Annotated in this window: 23 protein-coding genes and 1 tRNA gene; 6 read left to right on the top strand and 18 right to left on the bottom strand. The window is 61.1% G+C overall.

The window, feature by feature from the left end; genetic code table 11:
• Positions 1 to 104: 104 nt before the first annotated feature.
• From iscX to trmJ, 10 genes are all read right to left on the bottom strand, one after another.
• Complete coding sequence (iscX, locus tag KCX70_RS06310) at positions 105 to 302, bottom strand: Fe-S cluster assembly protein IscX (RefSeq protein WP_021209486.1); 198 nt, start codon at positions 300 to 302, stop codon at positions 105 to 107.
• A 14-nt stretch (positions 303 to 316) separates the two neighbouring features.
• Positions 317 to 655: an ISC system 2Fe-2S type ferredoxin gene (fdx, locus tag KCX70_RS06305; RefSeq protein WP_212619610.1), complete on the bottom strand. Its 339-nt coding sequence runs from the start codon at positions 653 to 655 to the stop codon at positions 317 to 319.
• 5 nt (positions 656 to 660) lie between these two features.
• Complete coding sequence (gene hscA, locus KCX70_RS06300) at positions 661 to 2,523, bottom strand: Fe-S protein assembly chaperone HscA (RefSeq protein ID WP_102851313.1); 1,863 nt, start codon at positions 2,521 to 2,523, stop codon at positions 661 to 663.
• 41 nt (positions 2,524 to 2,564) lie between these two features.
• The gene (gene hscB / locus KCX70_RS06295; protein ID WP_212619609.1) at positions 2,565 to 3,086 is read right to left on the bottom strand and encodes a co-chaperone HscB; all 522 of its coding nucleotides are present in this window, start codon (positions 3,084 to 3,086) and stop codon (positions 2,565 to 2,567) included.
• A 7-nt stretch (positions 3,087 to 3,093) separates the two neighbouring features.
• Entirely contained in the window at positions 3,094 to 3,417 is a 324-nt protein-coding gene (gene iscA / locus KCX70_RS06290; protein ID WP_021209490.1) for an iron-sulfur cluster assembly protein IscA, read from the bottom strand.
• A 10-nt stretch (positions 3,418 to 3,427) separates the two neighbouring features.
• Positions 3,428 to 3,820 (bottom strand): Fe-S cluster assembly scaffold IscU, encoded by a 393-nt coding sequence (iscU, locus tag KCX70_RS06285; RefSeq protein WP_021209491.1) that lies wholly within the window; start codon positions 3,818 to 3,820, stop codon positions 3,428 to 3,430.
• A 41-nt stretch (positions 3,821 to 3,861) separates the two neighbouring features.
• Positions 3,862 to 5,076 carry an IscS subfamily cysteine desulfurase gene (locus KCX70_RS06280; protein ID WP_212619608.1) on the bottom strand — a complete coding sequence of 405 codons (1,215 nt, stop codon included), beginning with the start codon at positions 5,074 to 5,076 and terminating at the stop codon, positions 3,862 to 3,864.
• Between the two features lie 30 nt (positions 5,077 to 5,106).
• Positions 5,107 to 5,598 (bottom strand): Fe-S cluster assembly transcriptional regulator IscR, encoded by a 492-nt coding sequence (gene iscR / locus KCX70_RS06275; protein ID WP_021209493.1) that lies wholly within the window; start codon positions 5,596 to 5,598, stop codon positions 5,107 to 5,109.
• 178 nt (positions 5,599 to 5,776) lie between these two features.
• Positions 5,777 to 6,553: a serine O-acetyltransferase gene (gene cysE, locus KCX70_RS06270; protein ID WP_021209494.1), complete on the bottom strand. Its 777-nt coding sequence runs from the start codon at positions 6,551 to 6,553 to the stop codon at positions 5,777 to 5,779.
• Positions 6,553 to 7,329: a tRNA (cytosine(32)/uridine(32)-2'-O)-methyltransferase TrmJ gene (trmJ, locus tag KCX70_RS06265; RefSeq protein WP_031311191.1), complete on the bottom strand. Its 777-nt coding sequence runs from the start codon at positions 7,327 to 7,329 to the stop codon at positions 6,553 to 6,555. Before trmJ ends, cysE begins: the two co-directional genes overlap by 1 nt.
• Positions 7,330 to 7,479: 150 nt before the next feature.
• Between trmJ and suhB the strand changes: the two genes are divergently transcribed.
• Entirely contained in the window at positions 7,480 to 8,295 is an 816-nt protein-coding gene (gene suhB / locus KCX70_RS06260) for an inositol-phosphate phosphatase (RefSeq protein WP_021209496.1), read from the top strand.
• 60 nt (positions 8,296 to 8,355) lie between these two features.
• Here suhB and KCX70_RS06255 read toward each other — a convergent pair whose 3' ends face one another.
• The 6 genes from KCX70_RS06255 to queA form a co-directional block, all read right to left on the bottom strand.
• Positions 8,356 to 8,889, bottom strand: coding sequence for a glycine zipper 2TM domain-containing protein (locus KCX70_RS06255; RefSeq protein WP_102847373.1), 534 nt, complete (start codon positions 8,887 to 8,889; stop codon positions 8,356 to 8,358).
• 74 nt (positions 8,890 to 8,963) lie between these two features.
• Positions 8,964 to 9,872, bottom strand: a complete 909-nt coding sequence (gene secF / locus KCX70_RS06250) for a protein translocase subunit SecF (protein ID WP_102851316.1) — start codon at positions 9,870 to 9,872, stop codon at positions 8,964 to 8,966.
• 12 nt (positions 9,873 to 9,884) lie between these two features.
• The gene (secD, locus tag KCX70_RS06245; protein WP_212619607.1) at positions 9,885 to 11,753 is read right to left on the bottom strand and encodes a protein translocase subunit SecD; all 1,869 of its coding nucleotides are present in this window, start codon (positions 11,751 to 11,753) and stop codon (positions 9,885 to 9,887) included.
• 67 nt (positions 11,754 to 11,820) lie between these two features.
• A complete protein-coding gene (gene yajC / locus KCX70_RS06240; protein ID WP_021209500.1) occupies positions 11,821 to 12,150 on the bottom strand; it encodes a preprotein translocase subunit YajC in 330 nt (109 codons plus the stop codon).
• 42 nt (positions 12,151 to 12,192) lie between these two features.
• Positions 12,193 to 13,308, bottom strand: a complete 1,116-nt coding sequence (gene tgt, locus KCX70_RS06235; protein WP_180984070.1) for a tRNA guanosine(34) transglycosylase Tgt — start codon at positions 13,306 to 13,308, stop codon at positions 12,193 to 12,195.
• 14 nt (positions 13,309 to 13,322) lie between these two features.
• Entirely contained in the window at positions 13,323 to 14,372 is a 1,050-nt protein-coding gene (gene queA, locus KCX70_RS06230; RefSeq protein WP_102847377.1) for a tRNA preQ1(34) S-adenosylmethionine ribosyltransferase-isomerase QueA, read from the bottom strand.
• 115 nt (positions 14,373 to 14,487) lie between these two features.
• On the opposite strand from queA, the gene KCX70_RS06225 reads away from it, so the two are divergent.
• From KCX70_RS06225 to KCX70_RS06215, 3 genes are all read left to right on the top strand, one after another.
• Positions 14,488 to 14,574 (top strand) — tRNA-Leu (locus KCX70_RS06225).
• Between the two features lie 435 nt (positions 14,575 to 15,009).
• On the top strand, positions 15,010 to 15,222 hold the full coding sequence (locus KCX70_RS06220) for a cold-shock protein (RefSeq protein ID WP_014853413.1): 213 nt from the start codon (positions 15,010 to 15,012) through the stop codon (positions 15,220 to 15,222).
• Between the two features lie 97 nt (positions 15,223 to 15,319).
• Positions 15,320 to 15,817, top strand: coding sequence for an RDD family protein (locus KCX70_RS06215; protein WP_102847378.1), 498 nt, complete (start codon positions 15,320 to 15,322; stop codon positions 15,815 to 15,817).
• A gap of 40 nt (positions 15,818 to 15,857) precedes the next feature.
• On the opposite strand, the gene lptG is transcribed toward KCX70_RS06215, so the two are convergent.
• Both lptG and lptF read right to left on the bottom strand, forming a co-directional pair.
• Complete coding sequence (lptG, locus tag KCX70_RS06210) at positions 15,858 to 16,919, bottom strand: LPS export ABC transporter permease LptG (protein WP_102851321.1); 1,062 nt, start codon at positions 16,917 to 16,919, stop codon at positions 15,858 to 15,860.
• On the bottom strand, positions 16,912 to 18,033 hold the full coding sequence (gene lptF / locus KCX70_RS06205; protein WP_102847380.1) for an LPS export ABC transporter permease LptF: 1,122 nt from the start codon (positions 18,031 to 18,033) through the stop codon (positions 16,912 to 16,914). Before lptF ends, lptG begins: the two co-directional genes overlap by 8 nt.
• Before the next feature lie 187 nt (positions 18,034 to 18,220).
• Here lptF and KCX70_RS06200 point away from each other — a divergent pair, with 187 nt between their 5' ends.
• Positions 18,221 to 19,714: a leucyl aminopeptidase gene (locus KCX70_RS06200; protein ID WP_102847381.1), complete on the top strand. Its 1,494-nt coding sequence runs from the start codon at positions 18,221 to 18,223 to the stop codon at positions 19,712 to 19,714.
• 22 nt (positions 19,715 to 19,736) lie between these two features.
• Positions 19,737 to 20,156: a DNA polymerase III subunit chi gene (locus tag KCX70_RS06195; RefSeq protein ID WP_102847478.1), complete on the top strand. Its 420-nt coding sequence runs from the start codon at positions 19,737 to 19,739 to the stop codon at positions 20,154 to 20,156.
• Positions 20,157 to 20,202: the final 46 nt, after the last annotated feature.

Genomic DNA, 20,202 nt, shown 5'->3' with positions numbered 1-20,202 from the left:
ACGCGGGTCCCGATTGAAATTATAAGAGTGGGTATGCGCCGCTTAGCGCAGCATCACCCGGGCAGGACCGGCAGCATGCGCATGTCGCATATCGAAACCGAGCCCTAGCGTTCCTCTATCCAGGCCGCCTGGATCGCTTCGAGGACTTTTTCACCGCCACGTTGCGGGTCGTCTGCAAAATCCGGCAACTCGACGACCCAGCGATGCAGTTCGACAAAATTCACATAACGCGGATCCACGTCCGGCTTGCGCTCAGCCAGTTCTATCGCGATATCCAATACGTCAGCCCACTTCAGCGCCATGCTACACCTCGCCCTCAATGGCCTTCGGAAACTTGGTTAATGGTGTACTTAGGGATCTCGACGACCAGGTCGACATCCGCGACGGCGGCCTGACAAGACAGCCGAGAGGTGGGCTCGAGCCCCCACGCCTTGTCCAGCATGTCATCTTCCAACTCGTCCGACGCCTCCAGCGAAGCGAAGCCCTCGCGGATCACGACATGACACGTAGTGCAGGCACAGGATTTTTCACAGGCATGCTCGATGTCGATGCCGTTCCGCAGCGCGGCGTCAAGTACCGTCTCACCGGGCTGCGCTTCCACCACCGCTCCCTCCGGGCAATAATCAGCGTGGGGCAGGAATACAATTTGCGGCATCTAGGTCATTCCTCGATATCGTTAAGCCGCCGCCCGGCCAGTGCAGCCTTGACGGTGGAGTCCAGCCTGCGCGCGGCAAAGGCATCGGTAATCTGGCTCAAGCGTTTGATTTGCCGCTCGATGGCGACGCCATCTTCGCTGTCGAGCAGTTCTCGCAGACCCTGCATTTGCGACTCGATGGCTGCGCGCTCCTCATCGCTGAGCAGGCGCTCGCCATCGACCGCCAGGGCGCCCTCGACCGCTTCGAGCAGCCGTTGCGCATCGACCAGCTGCTCGCGCAGGGCGCGGGCGGCCTTGTCTTCGCTGGCCTTGTGAAAAGAGTCTTCCAGCATGCGCGCAATCTCACCGTCGGTCAGACCGTAGGACGGCTTGACCTGGATGCTCGACTCGACGCCGGACGCCAGCTCGCGCGCCGATACGCTCAGCAATCCATCGGCATCGACCTGGAAGGTCACACGGATCTTCGCGGCGCCGGCGACCATCGGCGGAATACCGCGCAACTCGAAACGCGCCAACGAGCGGCAGTCGGCGATGAGCTCGCGCTCACCCTGCAGCACGTGGATCATCATGGCCGACTGGCCGTCTTTGTAGGTGGTGAAGTCCTGCGCGCGGGCAACGGGAATCGTGGTGTTGCGGGGGATGATCTTCTCCATCAGCCCACCCATGGTTTCCAGACCCAGCGACAGCGGAATCACATCGAGCAGCAAAAGCTCCTCGCCATCGCGGTTGTTGCCAGCCAGTGTCTCGGCCTGAATCGCCGCGCCAATGGCGACCACCTGATCGGGATCGATATCGGTCAGCGGCTCGCGACCGAACATCTCGCCGACCCGCTCGCGCACTCGAGGCACCCGAGTGGAGCCACCGACCATGACGACGGCATGGACCTCGTCCAGCTCGACCGACGAATCGCGCAGGGCGCGCCGGCATGACTTGAGGCTCAAGGCGATCAACGGATCGATGAGTTCATTGAATATCTCGCGAGTCAGTGCGCCCTGCCAATCGGCATAGCGCACCTCGACGGCGTCCGCATCGCTGAGCTTTTCCTTCGCATCACACGCGATCTTCAACACTTCGCGCTGCGCGCCAGGATCGAGGTCCTGCGAGGCGCCCGCCTGCGCCAGGATCCAGCCAGCGATGGCATGATCGAAATCATCGCCGCCCAGCGCCGTGTCTCCGCCGGTAGCCAGCACCTCGAACACGCCCTGGGTCAGACGCAAGATCGAAATATCGAAGGTGCCACCACCCAGGTCATAGATCGCCACGACGCCCTCCGCCTCGCGATCCAGACCATAGGCGACAGCCGCGGCGGTAGGTTCGTTGAGCAGGCGCAGCACATTCAGATTGGCCAGTCGGGCGGCATCCTTGGTCGCCTGCCGCTGAGCCTCGTCGAAGTAAGCCGGCACCGTGATGACGGCCCCCACCAGCTCACCGCCAAGCACGGCTTCGGCGCGCTCGCGCAGCGTGCGCAATATTTCAGCCGAGACTTCCACCGGACTCTTGGCCCCCTGGACCGTCTCGATGAACGGCATCTGTGATTGGCCTTCGCTGAAACGATAGGGCAGTTGACCACCCAGCTGCTTCACATCACCGATACCGCGCCCCATCAGACGCTTCACCGACAGGATGGTATTCAACGGATCAGTGGCGGCGGCACGCTTGGCGCCATGCCCCACTTCGACGCGATCAGCGTGATAACGCACCGCGGAAGGCAGTATCACTTCGCCATCAGCATCGGCCAGCGGCGCGGTGACGCCACTACGCAGGGCTGCCACAAGTGAATTGGTGGTCCCCAGATCGATGCCAACTGCCAAACGACGCTGGTGAGGTTGCGGGCTTTGTCCGGGTTCAGCTATCTGAAGTAAGGCCATGTCTGTCTGATATCGGGCGCAACGCTTTGCGCTGCGCAGGGTTAGTCGTCGAGGCGCTCTTCCAGTTGGCGCACTTCCTGCGACAATTTGTCGAGAAATTGCATACGCCGCACCAGCCGCTCCGCCTCTTCGCGCTGCGAGTCGTCCTGCCAGATGCGCGCGAACGAGTCGTTGAGCGCCTGCTGGGCCGACTTGAGGCGAGTCTTGAACGAAGCGATGCCGGTGATATCCGCATCGTCCTGCAACTCTTCGAGCTCCTCGCGCCACTGCATCTGCTGCATGAGGAAGGCCGGATCCTGAACGGTTGCCTCCAGCGGCATTTCCCGTCCCTGCAGCGTAAGCAGATAACGGGCCCGCCGCGAAGGCATCTTCAGGGTCTGATAGGCCTCATTCAGGTTCGCCGAGCGCTCGATGGCGTGTCGCTGCTCCGTCTCGCCCGCGTCGGCGAACCGATCGGGGTGGACCTTGCGGGCGAGCTCGCGATAACGAGCCGAAAGCATGTCCTGATCGAGATCGAAAGCGGGCTGCAACTCGAACAGCGCAAAGTGACAAAGAGTTCCCACAGCGTCCTCAGATATTGAAGCTCTCGCCGCAGCCGCATTCGCCACGTACGTTGGGGTTATTGAACTTGAAACCTTCGTTCAACCCTTCACGGACGAAGTCGAGCTCCGTCCCGTCGAGGTACACCAGGCTTTTGGGATCAATGATGACCTTCACGCCGTGGCTGTCGAAGACCGAGTCTTCCGCAGCTGCCTCATCGACGAATTCGAGGACATACGCCAGCCCGGAGCAGCCGGTGGTGCGTACACCCAACCGAACGCCAAGCCCCTTGCCGCGCCCTTCCAGCGAACGGCGCACGTGATTGGCAGCGGCGGTCGTCATGCTGATAGCCATCGATACCCCCTTAGGCCTGAGGCAACCCTTTCTTCTCACGGTAATCGCGAACGGCCGCTTTGATCGCGTCTTCGGCCAGCACCGAACAGTGAATCTTCACCGGCGGCAATGCCAGCTCTTCAGCCAACTGGGTGTTCTTGATGGTTTCCGCTTCTTCCAGCGTCTTGCCTTTCATCCACTCAGTGGCCAGAGAGCTCGAAGCGATGGCCGAACCGCAGCCGTAGGTCTTGAACTTGGCATCTTCGATGATGCCCTGCTCGTTGACCTTGATCTGCAAGCGCATCACGTCGCCGCACGCCGGAGCACCGACCATACCGGTACCGATGGAGGGATCCTCAGCGTCGAACTTGCCGACGTTGCGGGGATTTTCGTAATGGTCAATGACCTTGTCACTGTATGCCATGGTGCAATCCTCATTGAATCAGGTATGTGAGACTCGACGGATCAGTGGGCAGCCCACTCGACCTGCGAAATGTCGACGCCATCCTTGAACATGTCCCACAAGGGCGAAAGCTCACGCAGCTTGGTAACCGCCTCGCTGACCTTCTGCGCGGCGTAGTCGACTTCTTCTTCTGTGGTGAATCGACCGAAATTGAAACGGATCGAGCTGTGCGCCAACTCATCGTTTCGACCGAGTGCACGCAACACATAGGACGGCTCCAGCGAAGCGGACGTGCAAGCTGAACCAGAGGAAACCGCCAGGTCCTTGAGCGCCATGATCAGCGACTCGCCCTCGACGTAGTTGAAGCTCAGGTTCAGGTTGTGCGGCACCCGCGAGGTCATGCTGCCGTTCACATAAAGCTCTTCCAGGTGCTCGACCTGCTTGAAGAAACGGTCGCGCAGCTTGGCGATTCGCTCGTTCTCCGCAGCCATTTCTTCCTTGGCGATGCGGAACGCCTCACCCATGCCCACCGACTGGTGCGGTGCAAGCGTTCCCGAGCGCATACCGCGCTCGTGGCCACCGCCATGCATCTGCGCTTCAAGACGCACGCGCGGCTTGCGGCGCACGTACAGCGCACCGACACCTTTCGGGCCGTACGTCTTATGGGCCGAGAAGGACATCAGATCGACCTTCATCTTCTCCAGGTCGATCTCGACCTTGCCGGTCGATTGAGCAGCATCGACATGAAACAGCACACCGCGCGCACGGGTCAGCTCGCCAATGGCGGCGATGTCATTGATCGTGCCTATCTCGTTGTTCACGTGCATGATCGACACCAGCACCGTGTCGTCGCGCAGCGCGGCTTCGACCATCGCCGGCGTGATCAGGCCATCTTCGCCCGGCTCGATGTAGGTCACTTCAAAGCCTTCACGCTCCAGCTGGCGGGCCGTATCCAGAACAGCCTTGTGCTCGATCTTGCTGGTGACGATGTGCTTGCCTTTGGAGGCGTAGAAGTGGGCGGCACCTTTGATCGCCAGGTTGTCCGACTCGGTCGCCCCGGAGGTCCAGACGATTTCACGCGGGTCGGCGTTGACCAGCTCAGCGACCTGGCGACGAGCGTTCTCGACCGCCTCCTCGGCGCGCCAGCCAAAGGCGTGGGAACGAGATGCTGGATTACCGAAGTTACCTTCGGCAGTGAGGCATTCGATCATTTTCTCGGCAACGCGAGGATCGACCGGTGTGGTAGCTGAATAATCCAGGTATATCGGCAACTTCATCAGGTATCTCCTATCAGGCTGTCGTCCTGCTCATTCGACGGCGGACGCTTCAATCTTATCCAGTTGCGAAGTCTGACCATTGGCGCGACGCATGTCCTGGCGCAGAGCCACTTCCTGAACCTCGCGACGCATCACCAGATCCGCCAGACTGATACCACTCAGGAACTCATGGATCTGCTGGCTCAGATCGCACCACAGATGATGGGTCAGGCAGGTATCGCCCGAATGGCAATCGCCCAGCCCTTGGCAACGGGTGGCATCGACTGATTCATTGACCGCATCGATTACTTGCGCAACCTGTATGCCCGCCATTTCACGGGACAATTGATAACCACCACCCGGCCCTCGAACGCTGGTAACCAGGCTGCCACGGCGCAGCTTGGCGAACAGTTGCTCAAGATAGGAAAGCGAGATGCCTTGCCGCTCGGAAATATCCGCAAGGGACACCGGCCCGTGTTGCGCATGCAGCGCAAGGTCGAGCATCGCAGTGACGGCGTAACGGCCTTTGGTAGTCAATCGCATCGGTTCGCACCAAGCATCATGGTTTGAGGCAAGTATGCAATACCCGACTATTTAGATCAACTATAAGACCTATCGAATTACTCGGACTTTGGCTGTAGGCGGAGCGGGATTGCCGGACGAAGACCCGCCACGGCGCTACGAGGCCGTCCATGATAGCAGCACGCTCCGCCTGCCGCACTCAGGCGCGCGGCTCGTCACCGACGCTCTTGACCTCGGCGAAATCTTCTTCGCGAAGTTCAGGCATCTGCTTGGCGCAGTAATCGCTACCCAGTGCGGTCAACGCCTTGCACATGCCCTCCATGCGCTCCTCAACCGCCTGGACGTGATCGAGCAACTGGCCGATGGCCCGCGCCACAGGGTCAGGCATATCCTCGGTCACGCCATAAGCGTCGAAGCCGATCTTCTCGGCAATCGCCTTGCGCTTGGCCTCTTGCTCGTCATCGGCCTTGACGATCACCCGCCCCGGAATACCCACCGCGGTGGCGCCAGCCGGCACCGCACGCGTCACGACGGCATTGGAACCCACCTTGGCGCCCGCGCCCACCGTGAACGGCCCGAGAATCTTCGCCCCGGCACCGACGATCACCCCATCCTCGAGGGTCGGATGGCGCTTGCCCTTGTTCCAGCTGGTGCCGCCCAGCGTCACGCCGTGATAGAGCGTCACATCGTCACCGATCTGCGCGGTCTCGCCGATTACGATACCCATGCCGTGATCGATGAAGAAACGACGACCGATCTGCGCGCCCGGATGAATCTCGATCCCGGTCAGCCAGCGCGCCAGGTTCGAATTCATTCGCGCGAGCCACTTGCAGTCGTTCTGCCACAGCCAATGCGAAACCCGATGAAACCAGACTGCATGCAACCCCGGATAGCAGGTGACAACCTCGAACGCGTTACGCGCCGCCGGATCGCGATGAAAAACGCTCTGGATATCTTCGCGCATGCGATCGAACATCAATCAGATCTCCGCTTGTGGGGTTCGCCGCGGACGGCCTTCTGGGTTTCTGTGAGGATGCCGCGCAGGATATTCATTTCCAGCTTGCTGATACCGCTGCGGCCATAAAGCCTGCGCAACCGAGGCATAAGGTGCCGGGGTTTTTGCGGATCGAGAAAACCGATCTCGACCAGGGTTTCCTCGAGATGCCCGTAGTAGTGCTCCAACTCATCGGCCGTCACCGGCTGCGCATTGAGCATCGAGGTGGTTTCGAGCTTTTCCTGCTTGCTCGGCTGATTGTTCGCCGCGAGCCAAGCCATGCGCACCTCATATGCGAGCACCTGTACGGCAGCAGCCAGATTCAGCGAGCTGAACTGCGGGTCGGAGGGGATGTGCACATGGTATTGGCAGCGCTGCAGCTCCTCGTTGGTCAGCCCCGCATACTCGCGCCCGAACACCAGCGCAACCTCGCCTCCTCGCTCGACCTGCTCCAGGCAGACCGAACCGGTTTCGCGGGGATCGAGCAGCGGCCAGGGAATACGCCGGTCGCGCGCACTGGTTCCCAGCACCAGACTGCACCCCACCAACGCCTCCTCCAGCGTCGCAACGACTTGCGCCGAATCGAGAACATCCGAGGCGCCCGAGGCACGGGCGACCGCGTCCGGACTCGGAAAATCCTCTGGATCGACCAGTACCAGACGGGACAGGCCCATGTTTTTCATGGCCCTGGCCGCGCCACCAATGTTGCCGGCATGACTGGTATTGACCAGCACCACGCGAATGTTCTGAAGCGACACTGTTGTTCTCGACCAAAAAGCAAAGCGAAAGCTTACAGGAAGGACTTACGCCTTCGCCATTGCCGCTCCGATGGTCTCCAACCCCGTAACACCCGAGCGAGCTTTCTGATAGAATTGCCGGCTTTCTTTAAACGACCAGGTATTTGATCGATGCAGCCCATGCTGAATATCGCGCTGCGCGCCGCCCGTAGCGCTGGCGAAATGATTGTTCGTTCCACCGAGCGCCTGGACGTGATCTCGGTTAGCGAAAAGGACGCGCGCGATTACGTCTCGGAGATCGACCGCAGCGCCGAACAGCTCATCATTGCCGCATTGCGCAAGGCCTATCCCAACCACGGCATCCTTGGCGAGGAAGGCGGACTGCTGGAAGGCAGTGGCGACGGCAAGGATTACCTGTGGGTGATCGACCCGCTGGACGGCACGACCAACTTCCTGCGCGGCGTCCCCCACTATGCGGTCAGCATCGCATGCAAATACCGGGGCCGCCTCGAACACGCGGTAGTGCTTGACCCGGTACGCCAGGAAGAATTCACCGCGAGCCGCGGCCGTGGCGCGGCACTGAACGGTCGCCGCCTGCGTGTCAGCGCGCGCAAAAGCCTGGAAGGCGCCCTGCTCGGTACCGGATTCCCATTCCGCGACGGCCAAATGGACAACCTGGACAGCTATCTGAACATGTTCCGCAGCCTGGTCGGGCAAACAGCGGGGCTGCGTCGCGCCGGCGCTGCCAGCCTGGATCTCGCCTATGTAGCAGCCGGCCGCTACGACGCGTTCTGGGAGTTCGGGCTATCGGAATGGGACATGGCCGCAGGCGCCCTTCTGATCCAGGAAGCGGGCGGACTGGTTAGCGACTTCAGCGGTAGCCACGAATTCCTCGAGAAGGGCCAGATCGTGGCGGGCAACACCAAATGCTTCAAAGCCGTGCTGACCGCAATCCAGCCGCACCTGACCCCTGCATTGAAGCGCTGACACAACAAATCAGACGCAAAAAAAACGCCCGACAGGGCGTTTTTTCGTTAACCAGCCAACTCACTGCTGAGTTAACACCAACTGTCCATCACGAAGCGGAATCTGGCTCCCAGGATCCCGATCCATTCGGACCGTACTGACGGCACCGTTCAACTGATACTTGACGTCATAGCCAACCACTTTGTCGTGGCTGTCGGTGACCGTGTTGCAGCGGGTTTCGGTGGTGGTATAGGTGTCATTCGCCTGCATTCGGCCTTGCACCTGATTTCCAGCGTAACCGCCACCCACCGCGCCGACCACGGTGGCGATCTTCTTGCCATTGCCGCCACCGACCTGATTGCCCAACAGACCGCCGACTACCGCTCCCACGGCGGTACCGGCAATACGGTTGGAGTCTTGCACGGGCTTCTGCCGCGTCACGGTCACCTCGCGACAAACCTCGCGCGGCGTCTTGATGGTTTCCTTGACCGGCTCGACCGCCAGTACCTCAGCGAATTTCGGCCCCCGATCGACCAGGGTATAGGTGGCGAACGCACCACCAGCTGTGACGACCACAGCCCCCAGGACACTACCAACCAGCATCGACTTGTTCATGCCTTTTCCCTTCTTCTGACGAGCCAGGCTCGCGGCCCCCGTTAGGCATCGCGAGCCGTCAGAAGTTCATTCGCTCAGGGAAGCTCGTCGACCTCCTCGACAACAGGCGGGATCAAGTCGTCACGGGTGAGATTCAGCCAGACCAGCAACATCCCGGCGACGTACACCGACGAGTAGGTGCCCGCACCGACGCCGATCAACAAGGCCAGCGAGAAACCCCAAAGGTTCTCGCCACCGAAGACCATCAGCGCACCGACCGCCAGCAGCGTGGACACGGAAGTCGCCAGGGTACGCAGCAGGGTTTGCGTGGTGGAGATGTTGATGTTCTCCAGCAGCTCCGCCTTGCGCAGGATGCGGAAGTTTTCGCGAATCCGGTCGAAGATAACGATGGTGTCGTTGAGCGAGTAGCCAATGACTGCCAATACCGCTGCCAACACAGTCAGATCGAAGGTTATCTGGAACAGCGAGAAGACGCCGAGCACCAGGATCACGTCGTGGAACAGCGAGAGCACCGCTCCCAGGCCGAACTTCCACTGAAAGCGGAAGGCGACGTATACCAGGATGCCACCCAGAGCGAGCAACATGCCCAACCCGCCCTGATCACGCAGCTCTTCGCCAACGGCGGGCCCGACGAACTCGACGCGCTTGACGGTGACGGCAGCAGCATCTTCGCCACTGCGCAACGCCTCTGCGATGCGCTCGCCGAGCAAGGGATCGTCGCCCGGCATCCTCACCAGCACATCGGTCGTGGCACCGAAACTTTGCACAACCGCCGCGCCGAAGTCGGAACGCGACAGCTGAGCGCGGACTTGGTCCAGAGCCACCGGCTTCTCATAGGACAGCTCGATCAGCGTCCCCCCGGTGAAATCCAGACCAAAATTGAGCCCTTTGATCGCCAGGCTGGCGAGCGAGGCAAGCGTCAACACGACGGTCATGGCAAACGCCAGATGACGCACGCCCATGAAGTTGATTACGCGTTTCATCGAGCTAGCCCCTTAAATCCACAATTTCTTGAGATCGCGGCCACCATAGATCAGGTTGACCATGGCGCGAGTCACGATGACGGCGGTGAACATCGAGGTGATGATGCCGAGTGAGAGCGTCACGGCGAACCCCTTGATCGGCCCCGTCCCCATGGCGAACAGAATCCCCCCAACCAGCAGCGTGGTCAGGTTGCCGTCGACGATCGCCGAAAAAGCCCGATCGAAGCCTTCATGTATCGCCCGTTGAATGGCCATGCCATTGGCGATCTCTTCACGGATGCGCGAAAAAATCAACACGTTGGCGTCGACCGCCATCCCCATGGTCAGCACGATACCGGCGATACCTGGCAGGGTCAGCGTTGCCCCCAGCATCGACATCAGCGCAGTCAGGGCCACCATGTTGAACAACAGGGCAACCGTGGCCAGCAAGCCGAAAAACTTGTAGATCAGCACCATGAAGACCGCAACGAAGAGGAAGCCCCACAGCGCGGCGTTGATGCCCAGATCAATATTCTCGGCGCCCAGGCTCGGACCGATGGTGCGTTCTTCTGCGAAGTACATCGGCGCCGCCAGACCGCCGGCGCGCAGCAGCAGCGCCAGCTCGGACGATTCGCCCTGGCCATCGAGACCGGTGATGCGGAACTGGCTGCCGAGCGCGGACTGAATGGTCGCCAGGCTAATGATCTTCTTCTCTTCCTGAAACGTCTCGACTCGAACCTCCTGCTCGACACCGTCGACCATCTGCTTGACATAGCGAGTGGTCGGGCGCTGCTCGATGAAGATCACGGCCATGCTGCGACCGACATTGCTGCGTGTCGCCCGATTCATCAGGTCGCCGCCATGGCCATCGAGACGAATGTTCACTTGCGGCCTGCCGTTTTCATCGAAGCTGGCCTGCGCGTCGGTCACCTGGTCACCCGTGATGATCAGGTTGCGCTCCAGCTGCACGGGTGGACGTCCCTGCTCGCGGAACTCGAACGTCTCGGTGGTCGCGCGGGGCGCGTCCGCCTCGGCAGCCAGACGAAACTCGAGGTTGGCCGTCTTGCCGAGGATACGCTTCGCCTCGGCCGTGTCCTGCACGCCCGGGAGTTCGACAACGATGCGGTTGGCACCCTGACGCTGAACCAGCGGCTCGGAAACCCCCAGCTCGTTGACGCGGTTGCGCACGGTGGTCAGGTTCTGCTTGATCGAGTATTCGCGAATCTCGGCAAGCTTGGCCTCGGTGATCGCCAGGCGGAGCACCTGCAGACCGTTGCGCTCAGTGGTAGTCAGGTCGAAATCATTGAAGTTCTTGCGTATCAGCGACTGAGCTGCGGACAGGGTGGCCTCGTCGGCAAAACCGAGCTGAATGCCGTTGTTGGCCTGCGGCAAACTACGATAACGGACGCGCTCTTTGCGCAGCAGCGACTTGACCTCGCCTTCGTACACGTTGAGACGGGTCTCGACGGCCTTGTCCATGTCGACTTCCAGCAGGAAGTGCACACCGCCCGACAGGTCCAGACCAAGCTTCATCGGACTCGCGGCCAGGGCGCGCAGCCACTCCGGCGTGGTTGGGGCCAGGTTCAGCGCAACCACGTAGGCATCGCCCAGCGCCCGTCGCACTACATCCTTAGCCGGCAGCTGGTCATTCTGATCGATCAGCCGCAACAGACCACCACGGCCTTGCTCGTCCAGGCTCGTCGCCTCGACTTCGATACCAGCGGCAGCCAGCGCCTTGCTGGCACGATCGAGATCGGCCTCGGTGACGTTGAGGGAAGTCGTAGCGCCGGTTATTTGAACAGCCGGGTCATCGGGATACAGATTGGGTGCCGAATAAATGCAGGCGATGCCAAGCACCACCACAATCAGCAGGTATTTCCAGAGAGGGAATCTATTGAGCATGACGCAGCCCGTGCAATGACGCGGGGCGCCTTGCGCGCCCCGTCGTTGGTATTGAGTAGAAGTCAGCTCAGATGGCTTTCAGCGTGCCTTTGGGCAGCGTTGCCGCAATCGCCACCTTCTGGAACTTCAGCTCCACCGAGTCGGAAACCTCGATCACGACGAAGTCATCGGAGACCTTGGTGACCTTGCCGGCGATCCCACCGGAAGTAACGACTTCGTCGCCCTTCTGCAGGCCGCCGATCAGATTCTTGTGCTCCTTGGCGCGCTTGGCCTGCGGACGCCAGATCATCAGATAGAAGATGACCAGGAAGCCGACCAGGAACAACCACTCGAAGCCGCTACCAGCGGGACCGGCGGCAGCCTCTTGGGCGTAGGCGGCGGGAATCAGAAAGCTCATGTAGCACTCCTGTTGCAAGGATCGGTTAGTTGTGTGGATTCGTCACGCAAGCGGCGGGGTTGGCAGGCCGCGCTTGGCATAGAAGGCGTCGACAAAGGCCGCCAATGTACCCTGTTGGATAGCATCGCGTAAACCAGCCATGAGCCGCTGATAATGTCGCAAATTGTGGATCGTATTCAGCATGCTGCCCAGCATTTCGCCGCATTTATCCAGATGATGCAGATAAGCGCGCGAGAAATGCTGGCAGGTGTAGCAGTCGCACCCCGTTTCCAGCGGAGCATCGTCGAAACGGTGCACGGCGTTGCGGATCTTGACGACTCCACTGTCGGTGAACAAATGGCCATTGCGCGCGTTGCGGGTCGGCATCACGCAGTCGAACATATCGACACCGCGTCGCACACCCTCGACCAGATCCTCCGGCTTACCTACCCCCATCAGGTAACGTGGCTTGTCGGCCGGCATCTGCGGCGGGAGGAAATCCAGCACGCGAATCATCTCCTCCTTGGGCTCGCCGACCGAAAGCCCGCCAATAGCCAGACCATCGAAGCCGATTTCGCAGAGCCCTTCGAGCGACCGCATGCGCAGCGACTCGTGCATGCCACCCTGGACGATACCGAACAAAGCGGCAGGGCTGTCGCCGTGTGCATCCTTGGAGCGTCGCGCCCAGCGCAGGGATAGCTCCATCGAGCGCCGCGCAACCTCTTCATCCGCCGGATACGGCGTGCATTCATCGAAGATCATGACGATGTCGGAGCCCAGATCGCGCTGCACCTGCATCGACTCTTCCGGTCCCATGAACACCTTGGCGCCGTCGACTGGCGAGGCGAAATAGACGCCCTCCTCCTTGATCTTGCGCATCGCGCCCAGACTGAAGACCTGAAAGCCACCGGAATCGGTCAGGATCGGTCCTTGCCATTGCATGAAATCATGCAGGTCGCCATGCGCCTTGATGACCTCGGTACCGGGCCGCAGCCAGAGATGAAAGGTATTGCCAAGAATGATCTGCGCACCGATTGCCTCGATATCGCGCGGCAACATGCCTTTGACCGTGCCGTAAGTACCCACTGGCATGAACGCTGGCGTTTCCACCGTACCGCGCGGGAAGGTCAAGCGCCCACGACGCGCTCGCCCCTCGGTCGCGAGCAGTTCGAAGGACATGTGGCAAGTACGGCTCATTGGGAATCCTCGGGGCCACGCGGGGCCGGATTGCGTGTGATGAACATGGCATCACCGTAGCTGAAGAAGCGGTAACCCTCGGCGATGGCTTCGGCGTAAGCCGCCATGGTTTCCGGATAGCCGGCGAACGCGGAGACGAGCATCAACAAGGTGGATTCGGGCAGGTGGAAATTGGTGACCAGGGCATCGACCACATGAAAAGGCTTGCCCGGGTAAAGAAAGATGTCGGTATCGCCGCTGAATGCTTTGAGCGCGCCGTCGCGTGCCGCACTTTCCAGCGAGCGCACGCTGGTGGTACCTACCGCGATCACCCGCCCGCCACGTGCGCGACAGGCTGCCACGGCATCGACCACGCCCTGCCCCACCTCAAGCCACTCCCGGTGCATATGGTGCTCTTCGATTCGCTCGACGCGCACCGGCTGGAACGTGCCGGCACCCACATGCAACGTCACGAACGCGCGTTCGACCCCTTTCTGCTCCAGCGCATCCAACAGCTGCGCATCGAAATGCAAACCCGCCGTCGGCGCAGCCACCGCACCGGCACGCTGTGCATAAACGGTCTGGTAGCGCTCCCGATCGGCACTTTCATCGGGACGATCTATATAAGGTGGCAAAGGCATATGCCCGACACGGTCCAGCAAAGGCAGGACGTCTTCACCGAATTCCAGCTCGAACAGTGCCTCATGGCGCGCCAGCATCAGCGCTTCACCGCCACCGTCGATATGAATTTTCGCACCGGGCTTCGGCGATTTGCTCGAACGAAGATGCGCCAACACGCGACGCGCATCGAGCACGCGCTCGACCAGCATCTCGACCTTGCCGCCGGTATCCTTCTGGCCGAACAAGCGCGCCGGAATGACGCGGGTATCGTTGAACACCATGAGATCGCCAGGCCGCAGGTAATCGAGCAACTCGGCAAAGCGGCGATGCTCCAATCGACCGCTCGGGCCGTCGAGCACCAGCAAACGGCTGGCACGGCGCTCGGGCAGCGGATGACGGGCGATCAGCGAATCGGGTAGTTCAAAGGAAAAATCGGAGACTTGCATTAAAAGAGATCAGCACGGAGCTTCGGGGGCGCAAAGCTTAGCGGAAACACCTCATTCTGACCACGCCAGGTGATTGACCGCCCCGCATCGCATCCCTATACTGCGCGCCCACTGTGCCTCGATGGCGGAATCGGTAGACGCAGCGGATTCAAAATCCGCCGTTGGTAACAACGTGAGAGTTCGAGTCTCTCTCGAGGCACCATGAATCAGCACCCACAGGCAGTCGAGAGCCTCTGGGACAGGGGAACCGCACAGCAGTAGCGGCATCACCCCACAGCAGGATGCCTTCAGGCATCGAATAGGCTCAACAGACTCCACCGAGTCACGCCAAACCAGGCGGTTCTTTCCGCCCGCCCTTGCGGTAGCGGCAGACGAGCGGATCAGCGACACCCAAACACGCCAAAACAGGCGTCCTACGCCGTGGGCGACTCTATGACTCCGAGGGCTTGGCATCGGCCGGCGAGTTATCGTAGAGTGTGCCCACTGTGTTTGCATGGGTCGCCGTTGAATCGTGACCTGATGCAGTAGATCTTCAGATCCGCTACATCCCGTTCGACTCTTTACTCCTTGCAACCAGTTTCCGCCTGCTGCCCTTACGCAGCGGCGTTCCACTATTGAGTTTCAAGGATACAACGCTATGTCGAATCGTCAGAACGGTACCGTCAAGTGGTTTAACGACGAGAAAGGTTTTGGTTTCATCACTCCTGAAAGCGGTCCGGATCTGTTCGTGCACTTTCGCGCGATCGAAGGCAACGGCTTCAAGAGCCTGAAAGAAGGCCAGAAGGTCAGCTTCATCGCTGTGCAAGGTCAAAAAGGCATGCAGGCTGACCAGGTTCAAATCCAGGAATAAGCCCCGTACCGAAAAGCCCCTGATGTCACCATCAGGGGCTTTTTTATGCGCGCGATTCCGTAGAATGCGCGACTGCCTTTCCAGCGAGACTCCACGCATGAGCAACCATCAGCTTAACCCGCAGGGCCAGTTTCCTGCCGCCGGCCTGCTCCGCCGCCTGGCCGCCCTGTTTTACGATTCGTTTCTTTCGATCGCGCTGATGATGGTCGTCACGCTGTTCTACCAACAGGTCATCTTGCGAGCCTTGTATGGCGGTGATGCGCTCAAGCTACTGGCCGAATCTGGCGGCCTGGATATCGACCCGATCCTCTCGACGCTCCTGCTGTTTACCGTCTTCGCCTTCTTCGCCAAGTTCTGGACGCACAACGGCCAGACGCTCGGCATGCAGGTCTGGGGGGTGCGGATACAAAATGCCGACGGGACGGCCATCGACCTCTGGCAGGCGCTGCTGCGTTTTTTGCTCGCTATCATGTCCTGGCTCGCCCTGGGACTGGGCTACTGGTGGATGCTCTGGGACAAGCAACATCGCACCTGGCATGACATCTATTCCGAGAGCCAGGTCGTTCAGCTCCCGAAGAACATCCATAAGAAATGACGCGAAAGGGGCCAGATCGCCCCTTTCAGCAAGCGCCGCCTTAGCCAGCCCGCCGCAGCAGCAAGACACCCGCCAGCGCGCAGATGGCCGCAGGCACCGCCACAGCCAGTAACGGCGAAAAACCGAAGACCTGGCTGGCCGGCCCCAGCAGATCCTGCAGGATGCGGAACACGAAGCCGACGATGACCCCGGTGAAGATCCGCTGGCCAAGCGTGACCGAGCGCAGCGGCCCGAAAATGAACGAGATCGCCAACAAGACCAGCGCAACCGTCACCGCCGGTTGCAAGACTTTGGTCCAGAACGCCAGCCAATAGCGACTGTTATTCAGGCCCTGTTCACCGAGGTAATGGATATAGCGCCACAGCCCTGTGACGGACAGGGCATCCGGCTCCATCACCACCGTACCGACCAGCTGCGGCGTCAGCTGTACATCCCAATGCTCTTCGGCCGCCTTCGTCACCTCGGTGTGATCCCCCCGGAAATGGGTGGTGGACACATCGCTGAGCAGCCACTGGTCGCCCTCGTAACGGCCGCGACGCGCAAAACTCGCCGACAACAGCTGGCGCTGCTCATCGAAGCGATACCGGGTGACGCCCAGCAGCACCCCGCTTGGCTGCACCGCATTGATATGAACGAATTCGTCGCCCTGACGGTGCCAGAGGCCGCGCTTGCTGCTTTGCGCCTCACCTGCGCCCTGTGCCGCGGAGCGGTTGGCCTGTGCAATGTTCTCGCTCCAGGGCGCCACGTATTCGCCGATCAGCACACCGACCAGCATCAGCAACAGCATCGGCTTCATCACTGCGAGCACGATGCGCCCGAGCGAGACGCCCGCAGCGCGCATGATGGTCAGTTCACTGCTGCTGGCCAGAGTACCCAGACCGACCAGGCAACCGATCAGGGCAGCCATCGGCAACATCTCGTAGATCCGCGACGGCGTCGTGAGCAGTACGTAAACCGCAGCATCCAGCGTGCCGTAACTGCCCTTCACATCACCGAGCTCGTCGATGAAAGCGAACAGCAGCGCCAGGCCGACGATGATGCCGAGCACCGTGAGAATCGCCAGCAACACATGGCTGCCGATATAACGATCGAGCTTACGCATGAGCAGCCCCCGACCTGGCTCGGTGCTTGTCGAAAGCCAGCCTCAGCGGTTCCCAGTAAAGCATCAGCATTCCTATCGAAAAGAAGATTCCGTGCACCCACCAGAGGCCCAGGGACGGGGGGATGCGCCCCTTGTCCAGCGAACCACGGGCCGCGATGAGCAGCGCCAGGTAGGTCATGTACAGCAGAATGGCGGGCAGCAATTTGAGGAAGCGCCCCTGACGAGGGTTCACCTTCGACAACGGCACGGCCAGCAGTGTGACGATGAAGACCAGCAGAGGAAGCGACAGCCGCCATTGCAGCTCGGACTGCAGCCGAATGTTGTCGCTGCCGAACAGTTCGCGGGTCGGCATCGCCTCGCGCGCGCTCAACTCGACGCTGACTTCAGGTTTGGGCAACAACACCCCATAGGTGTCGTACTGGATCGCCCGATAATTGGCCTGGCCCGGATTGCCGTCGTAGCGATAGCCGTTTTCCAGGATCAGGTAGCGACTCCCGTCCGGCTGGATTTCCTGACGGCCGCTTTCGGCCACCAACACCGAGAGCCCGCGCTTCTCACCAGTGGCACTGGACAGATTGGTTTCGGAAATAAACACGCCGGAAAGCTCGGTGCGATCGGCAGTCAGCTCACGGGTATAGGTCACACGGGTGCCGTCGCGCAGGGTCTGAAAACGACCGGGAACCAGCGTATCGAACTCGGTCAGCGAGTGCTGTTCATTAAGGATGCGGTCGACCTCGGCCACACCCTGCGGCGCCAGGCCGAGGCTGAGCCAACCAACCAGACCTGCGACCAGAGCGGCCGGGGCGAGGCTGTAGGCCAGCAGACGACGCTGACTCATGCCCGTAGCGGACAGCACGGTCATTTCGCTATCGAGATAGAGTCGCCCGTAGGCCAAGAGGACGCCGAGAAACAACCCCAGCGGCAGAATCAGCTGAAGGAAGCCCGGCAGCCGGAACCCCATGATCATCAGCAGCACACCCGGATCGAGAAGCCCCTGCGCCGCCTGCGCCAGGTATTTGATGAAACGGCCACTCATGATGATCACCAGCAGCACGGCACTTACCGCGCTCAAGGTCACCAGCAACTCACGGGACAGATAACGAAAGACGATCAAACCGGACACTCCAGGGTTGTCAGGCTCCGGCGGCTACGCTCAAACTAGCCGCCAATAGCCGGTCCGCCCGCAACAGGGCATTGGGGCTTCACGCAGCACGCCCCCAACGCCCCGGTGGTCGAACCACCGGAAAACAAGCCCGGCATTATCCTGCAAACCCGACTCTTTGTCTTGGGGACTCGACGCCATGGAATTTGTTGTAAAAAACACCAAAGCCGCTGCGGCAAAAACCGCGACGCTGGTTCTGCCTGTCAATGAAAACCAACAGCTGGGCCCCGTAGCGCAAAGCGTGGACCAGGCCAGCGGCGGTGTCATCAGCACGATACTCAAGCGCGGCGATCTGTCCGGCAAGCCGGGCCAGACCTTATTACTGCACAGCGTGCCAGGCCTCAAAGCCGAACGCGTCCTGCTCGTCGGCACCGGCAAGGCGGGCGAGCTCGATGCGCGCCAATGGCGCAAGGCTGCGGGCGCTGCGCTCGGCGTCATCAAGGGTCTTGGCGGTAGCGATGCGACCTTCGCCGTGCAGGATGTGCAAGTCAAAGACCGTGACACCTATGCGCGGGCCCGCATGCTGGTCGAAGTGCTGGTCGACGGTCAGTACCTGTTCGAGCAGTTCAAGAGCAAAAAGAACGACGCCTCCAAACTCGGCAAGATCACCCTGCTCTGCGACAAGGCCGACCAGGCGCAAGTTGAACAGGCGATCCGCCACGCCGCGGCGATAACCGCCGGCATGAGCTTCGCTCGTGACCTGGGCAACCTGCCACCGAACGTCTGCCACCCGAACTACGTGGCGGACCAGGCCAGGCAGCTGGGCAAGACGTTCAAGGGGTTGAAGGTCGAGGTGCTCGACGAGAAGAAGCTGCGCGAGCTGGGCGCAGGCGCGTTTCTCGCCGTCTCCCAGGGCAGCGCCCAACCCGGCTGCATCGTCGTGATGCAGTACAACGGCGGCAGGAAGGGCGAACAGCCCTACGCGCTGGTCGGTAAAGGCATCACCTTCGACACCGGCGGAATCAGTCTCAAGCCCGGCCAGGGCATGGACGAAATGAAATACGACATGTGCGGCGCCGCCAGTGTGCTCGGCACCTTCCGCGCCGCTCTGGAGCTGCAACTGCCAATCAACCTCGTCGGCCTGCTCGCCTGCGCGGAGAACATGCCCAGCGGCAATGCCACCCGTCCCGGCGACATCGTCACCACCATGAGCGGACAAACCGTCGAGATCCTCAATACCGACGCCGAAGGGCGCCTGGTGCTCTGCGATACGCTGACCTATGCCGAGCGTTTCAAGCCGCGTGCCGTGATCGACGTCGCCACGCTGACCGGTGCCTGCATCGTTGCGCTGGGTAGCCAGACCTCCGGATTGCTGGGCAACAACGACGAGCTGCTGCAGCAAGTGCTGGGTGCTGGCCAGAAGGCCGACGATCGCGCCTGGCAATTGCCGCTGTTCGACGAGTACCAAGAGCAACTGGACAGCCCCTTTGCCGACATCGCCAACATCGGCGGGCCCAAGGCCGGCACCATTACCGCGGCCTGCTTCCTCTCGCGTTTCACCAAGGAATTCGCCTGGGCGCACCTGGACGTGGCCGGCACCGCCTGGATCAGCGGCGGCAAGGAAAAAGGCGCAACGGGGCGCCCCGTTCCCCTGCTGACCCAGTATCTACTGGACCGGGTCGAACAGGCATGAGATGGATGAGTGGGACCCGGGCATGACGCGTATCGAATTTTACGTGTTGCCCGACCGCGAACCGGCAGGCCGCGCCAGAGCGGCCTGCCAGCTGGCGAGCAAGGGCTGGCAGCACGGCATGCCGGTATTCATTCGCTGCCAGGACAACCATCAGTGCACGGAGCTGGCCGAGCTGCTGTGGAGCTTTCGCGCCGAGCGCTTCATTCCGCACGAGCTTCACGAGGACGATCCCCTCGCACCGGTGGTGATCGGCACGGAACAGCCGCCGGCTACCGCTCAAGGCTTGCTGATCAATCTGACCACCTCGATATCAGCGCATATCGATCAGTTCAGCCGTGTGATCGAGATCGTCAACCAGCAGCCGGAGCTATTGACCGTCTGCCGGGACAATTTTCGCCTCTACCGGCAGCGCGGCTATGATCCGAAGAGGGTCGAATTGTAGCGAGCACGGGCAGCAGCGAACGCTCCCGCGCCGCCATGCCCCTTTG

It is taken from the genome of Stutzerimonas stutzeri (genome assembly GCF_018138085.1).
GTDB classification, from domain to species: domain Bacteria; phylum Pseudomonadota; class Gammaproteobacteria; order Pseudomonadales; family Pseudomonadaceae; genus Stutzerimonas; species Stutzerimonas stutzeri_AI.
Note: the sequence above shows the minus strand (reverse complement) of the source record. Positions and strands in the feature narration are given on the sequence as shown.

Bases quoted from the DNA above. Each gene is read 5' to 3' on its own strand.
- secF (WP_102851316.1), bottom strand. From the start codon at position 9,872: ATGAAACGCGTAATCAACTTCATGGGCGTGCGTCATCTGGCGTTTGCC.
- yajC (WP_021209500.1), bottom strand. From the start codon at position 12,150: ATGAGCTTTCTGATTCCCGCCGCCTACGCCCAAGAGGCTGCCGCCGGT.
- iscR (WP_021209493.1), bottom strand. From the start codon at position 5,598: ATGCGATTGACTACCAAAGGCCGTTACGCCGTCACTGCGATGCTCGAC.
- lptG (WP_102851321.1), bottom strand. From the start codon at position 16,919: ATGCGTAAGCTCGATCGTTATATCGGCAGCCATGTGTTGCTGGCGATT.
- KCX70_RS06220 (WP_014853413.1), top strand. From the start codon at position 15,010: ATGTCGAATCGTCAGAACGGTACCGTCAAGTGGTTTAACGACGAGAAA.
- iscX (WP_021209486.1), bottom strand. From the start codon at position 302: ATGGCGCTGAAGTGGGCTGACGTATTGGATATCGCGATAGAACTGGCT.
- cysE (WP_021209494.1), bottom strand. From the start codon at position 6,553: ATGTTCGATCGCATGCGCGAAGATATCCAGAGCGTTTTTCATCGCGAT.
- KCX70_RS06200 (WP_102847381.1), top strand. From the start codon at position 18,221: ATGGAATTTGTTGTAAAAAACACCAAAGCCGCTGCGGCAAAAACCGCG.
- KCX70_RS06255 (WP_102847373.1), bottom strand. From the start codon at position 8,889: ATGAACAAGTCGATGCTGGTTGGTAGTGTCCTGGGGGCTGTGGTCGTC.
- suhB (WP_021209496.1), top strand. From the start codon at position 7,480: ATGCAGCCCATGCTGAATATCGCGCTGCGCGCCGCCCGTAGCGCTGGC.
- KCX70_RS06195 (WP_102847478.1), top strand. From the start codon at position 19,737: ATGACGCGTATCGAATTTTACGTGTTGCCCGACCGCGAACCGGCAGGC.
- KCX70_RS06215 (WP_102847378.1), top strand. From the start codon at position 15,320: ATGAGCAACCATCAGCTTAACCCGCAGGGCCAGTTTCCTGCCGCCGGC.
- queA (WP_102847377.1), bottom strand. From the start codon at position 14,372: ATGCAAGTCTCCGATTTTTCCTTTGAACTACCCGATTCGCTGATCGCC.
- iscU (WP_021209491.1), bottom strand. From the start codon at position 3,820: ATGGCATACAGTGACAAGGTCATTGACCATTACGAAAATCCCCGCAAC.
- iscA (WP_021209490.1), bottom strand. From the start codon at position 3,417: ATGGCTATCAGCATGACGACCGCCGCTGCCAATCACGTGCGCCGTTCG.
- secD (WP_212619607.1), bottom strand. From the start codon at position 11,753: ATGCTCAATAGATTCCCTCTCTGGAAATACCTGCTGATTGTGGTGGTG.
- fdx (WP_212619610.1), bottom strand. From the start codon at position 655: ATGCCGCAAATTGTATTCCTGCCCCACGCTGATTATTGCCCGGAGGGA.
- tgt (WP_180984070.1), bottom strand. From the start codon at position 13,308: ATGTCCTTCGAACTGCTCGCGACCGAGGGGCGAGCGCGTCGTGGGCGC.
- KCX70_RS06280 (WP_212619608.1), bottom strand. From the start codon at position 5,076: ATGAAGTTGCCGATATACCTGGATTATTCAGCTACCACACCGGTCGAT.
- hscA (WP_102851313.1), bottom strand. From the start codon at position 2,523: ATGGCCTTACTTCAGATAGCTGAACCCGGACAAAGCCCGCAACCTCAC.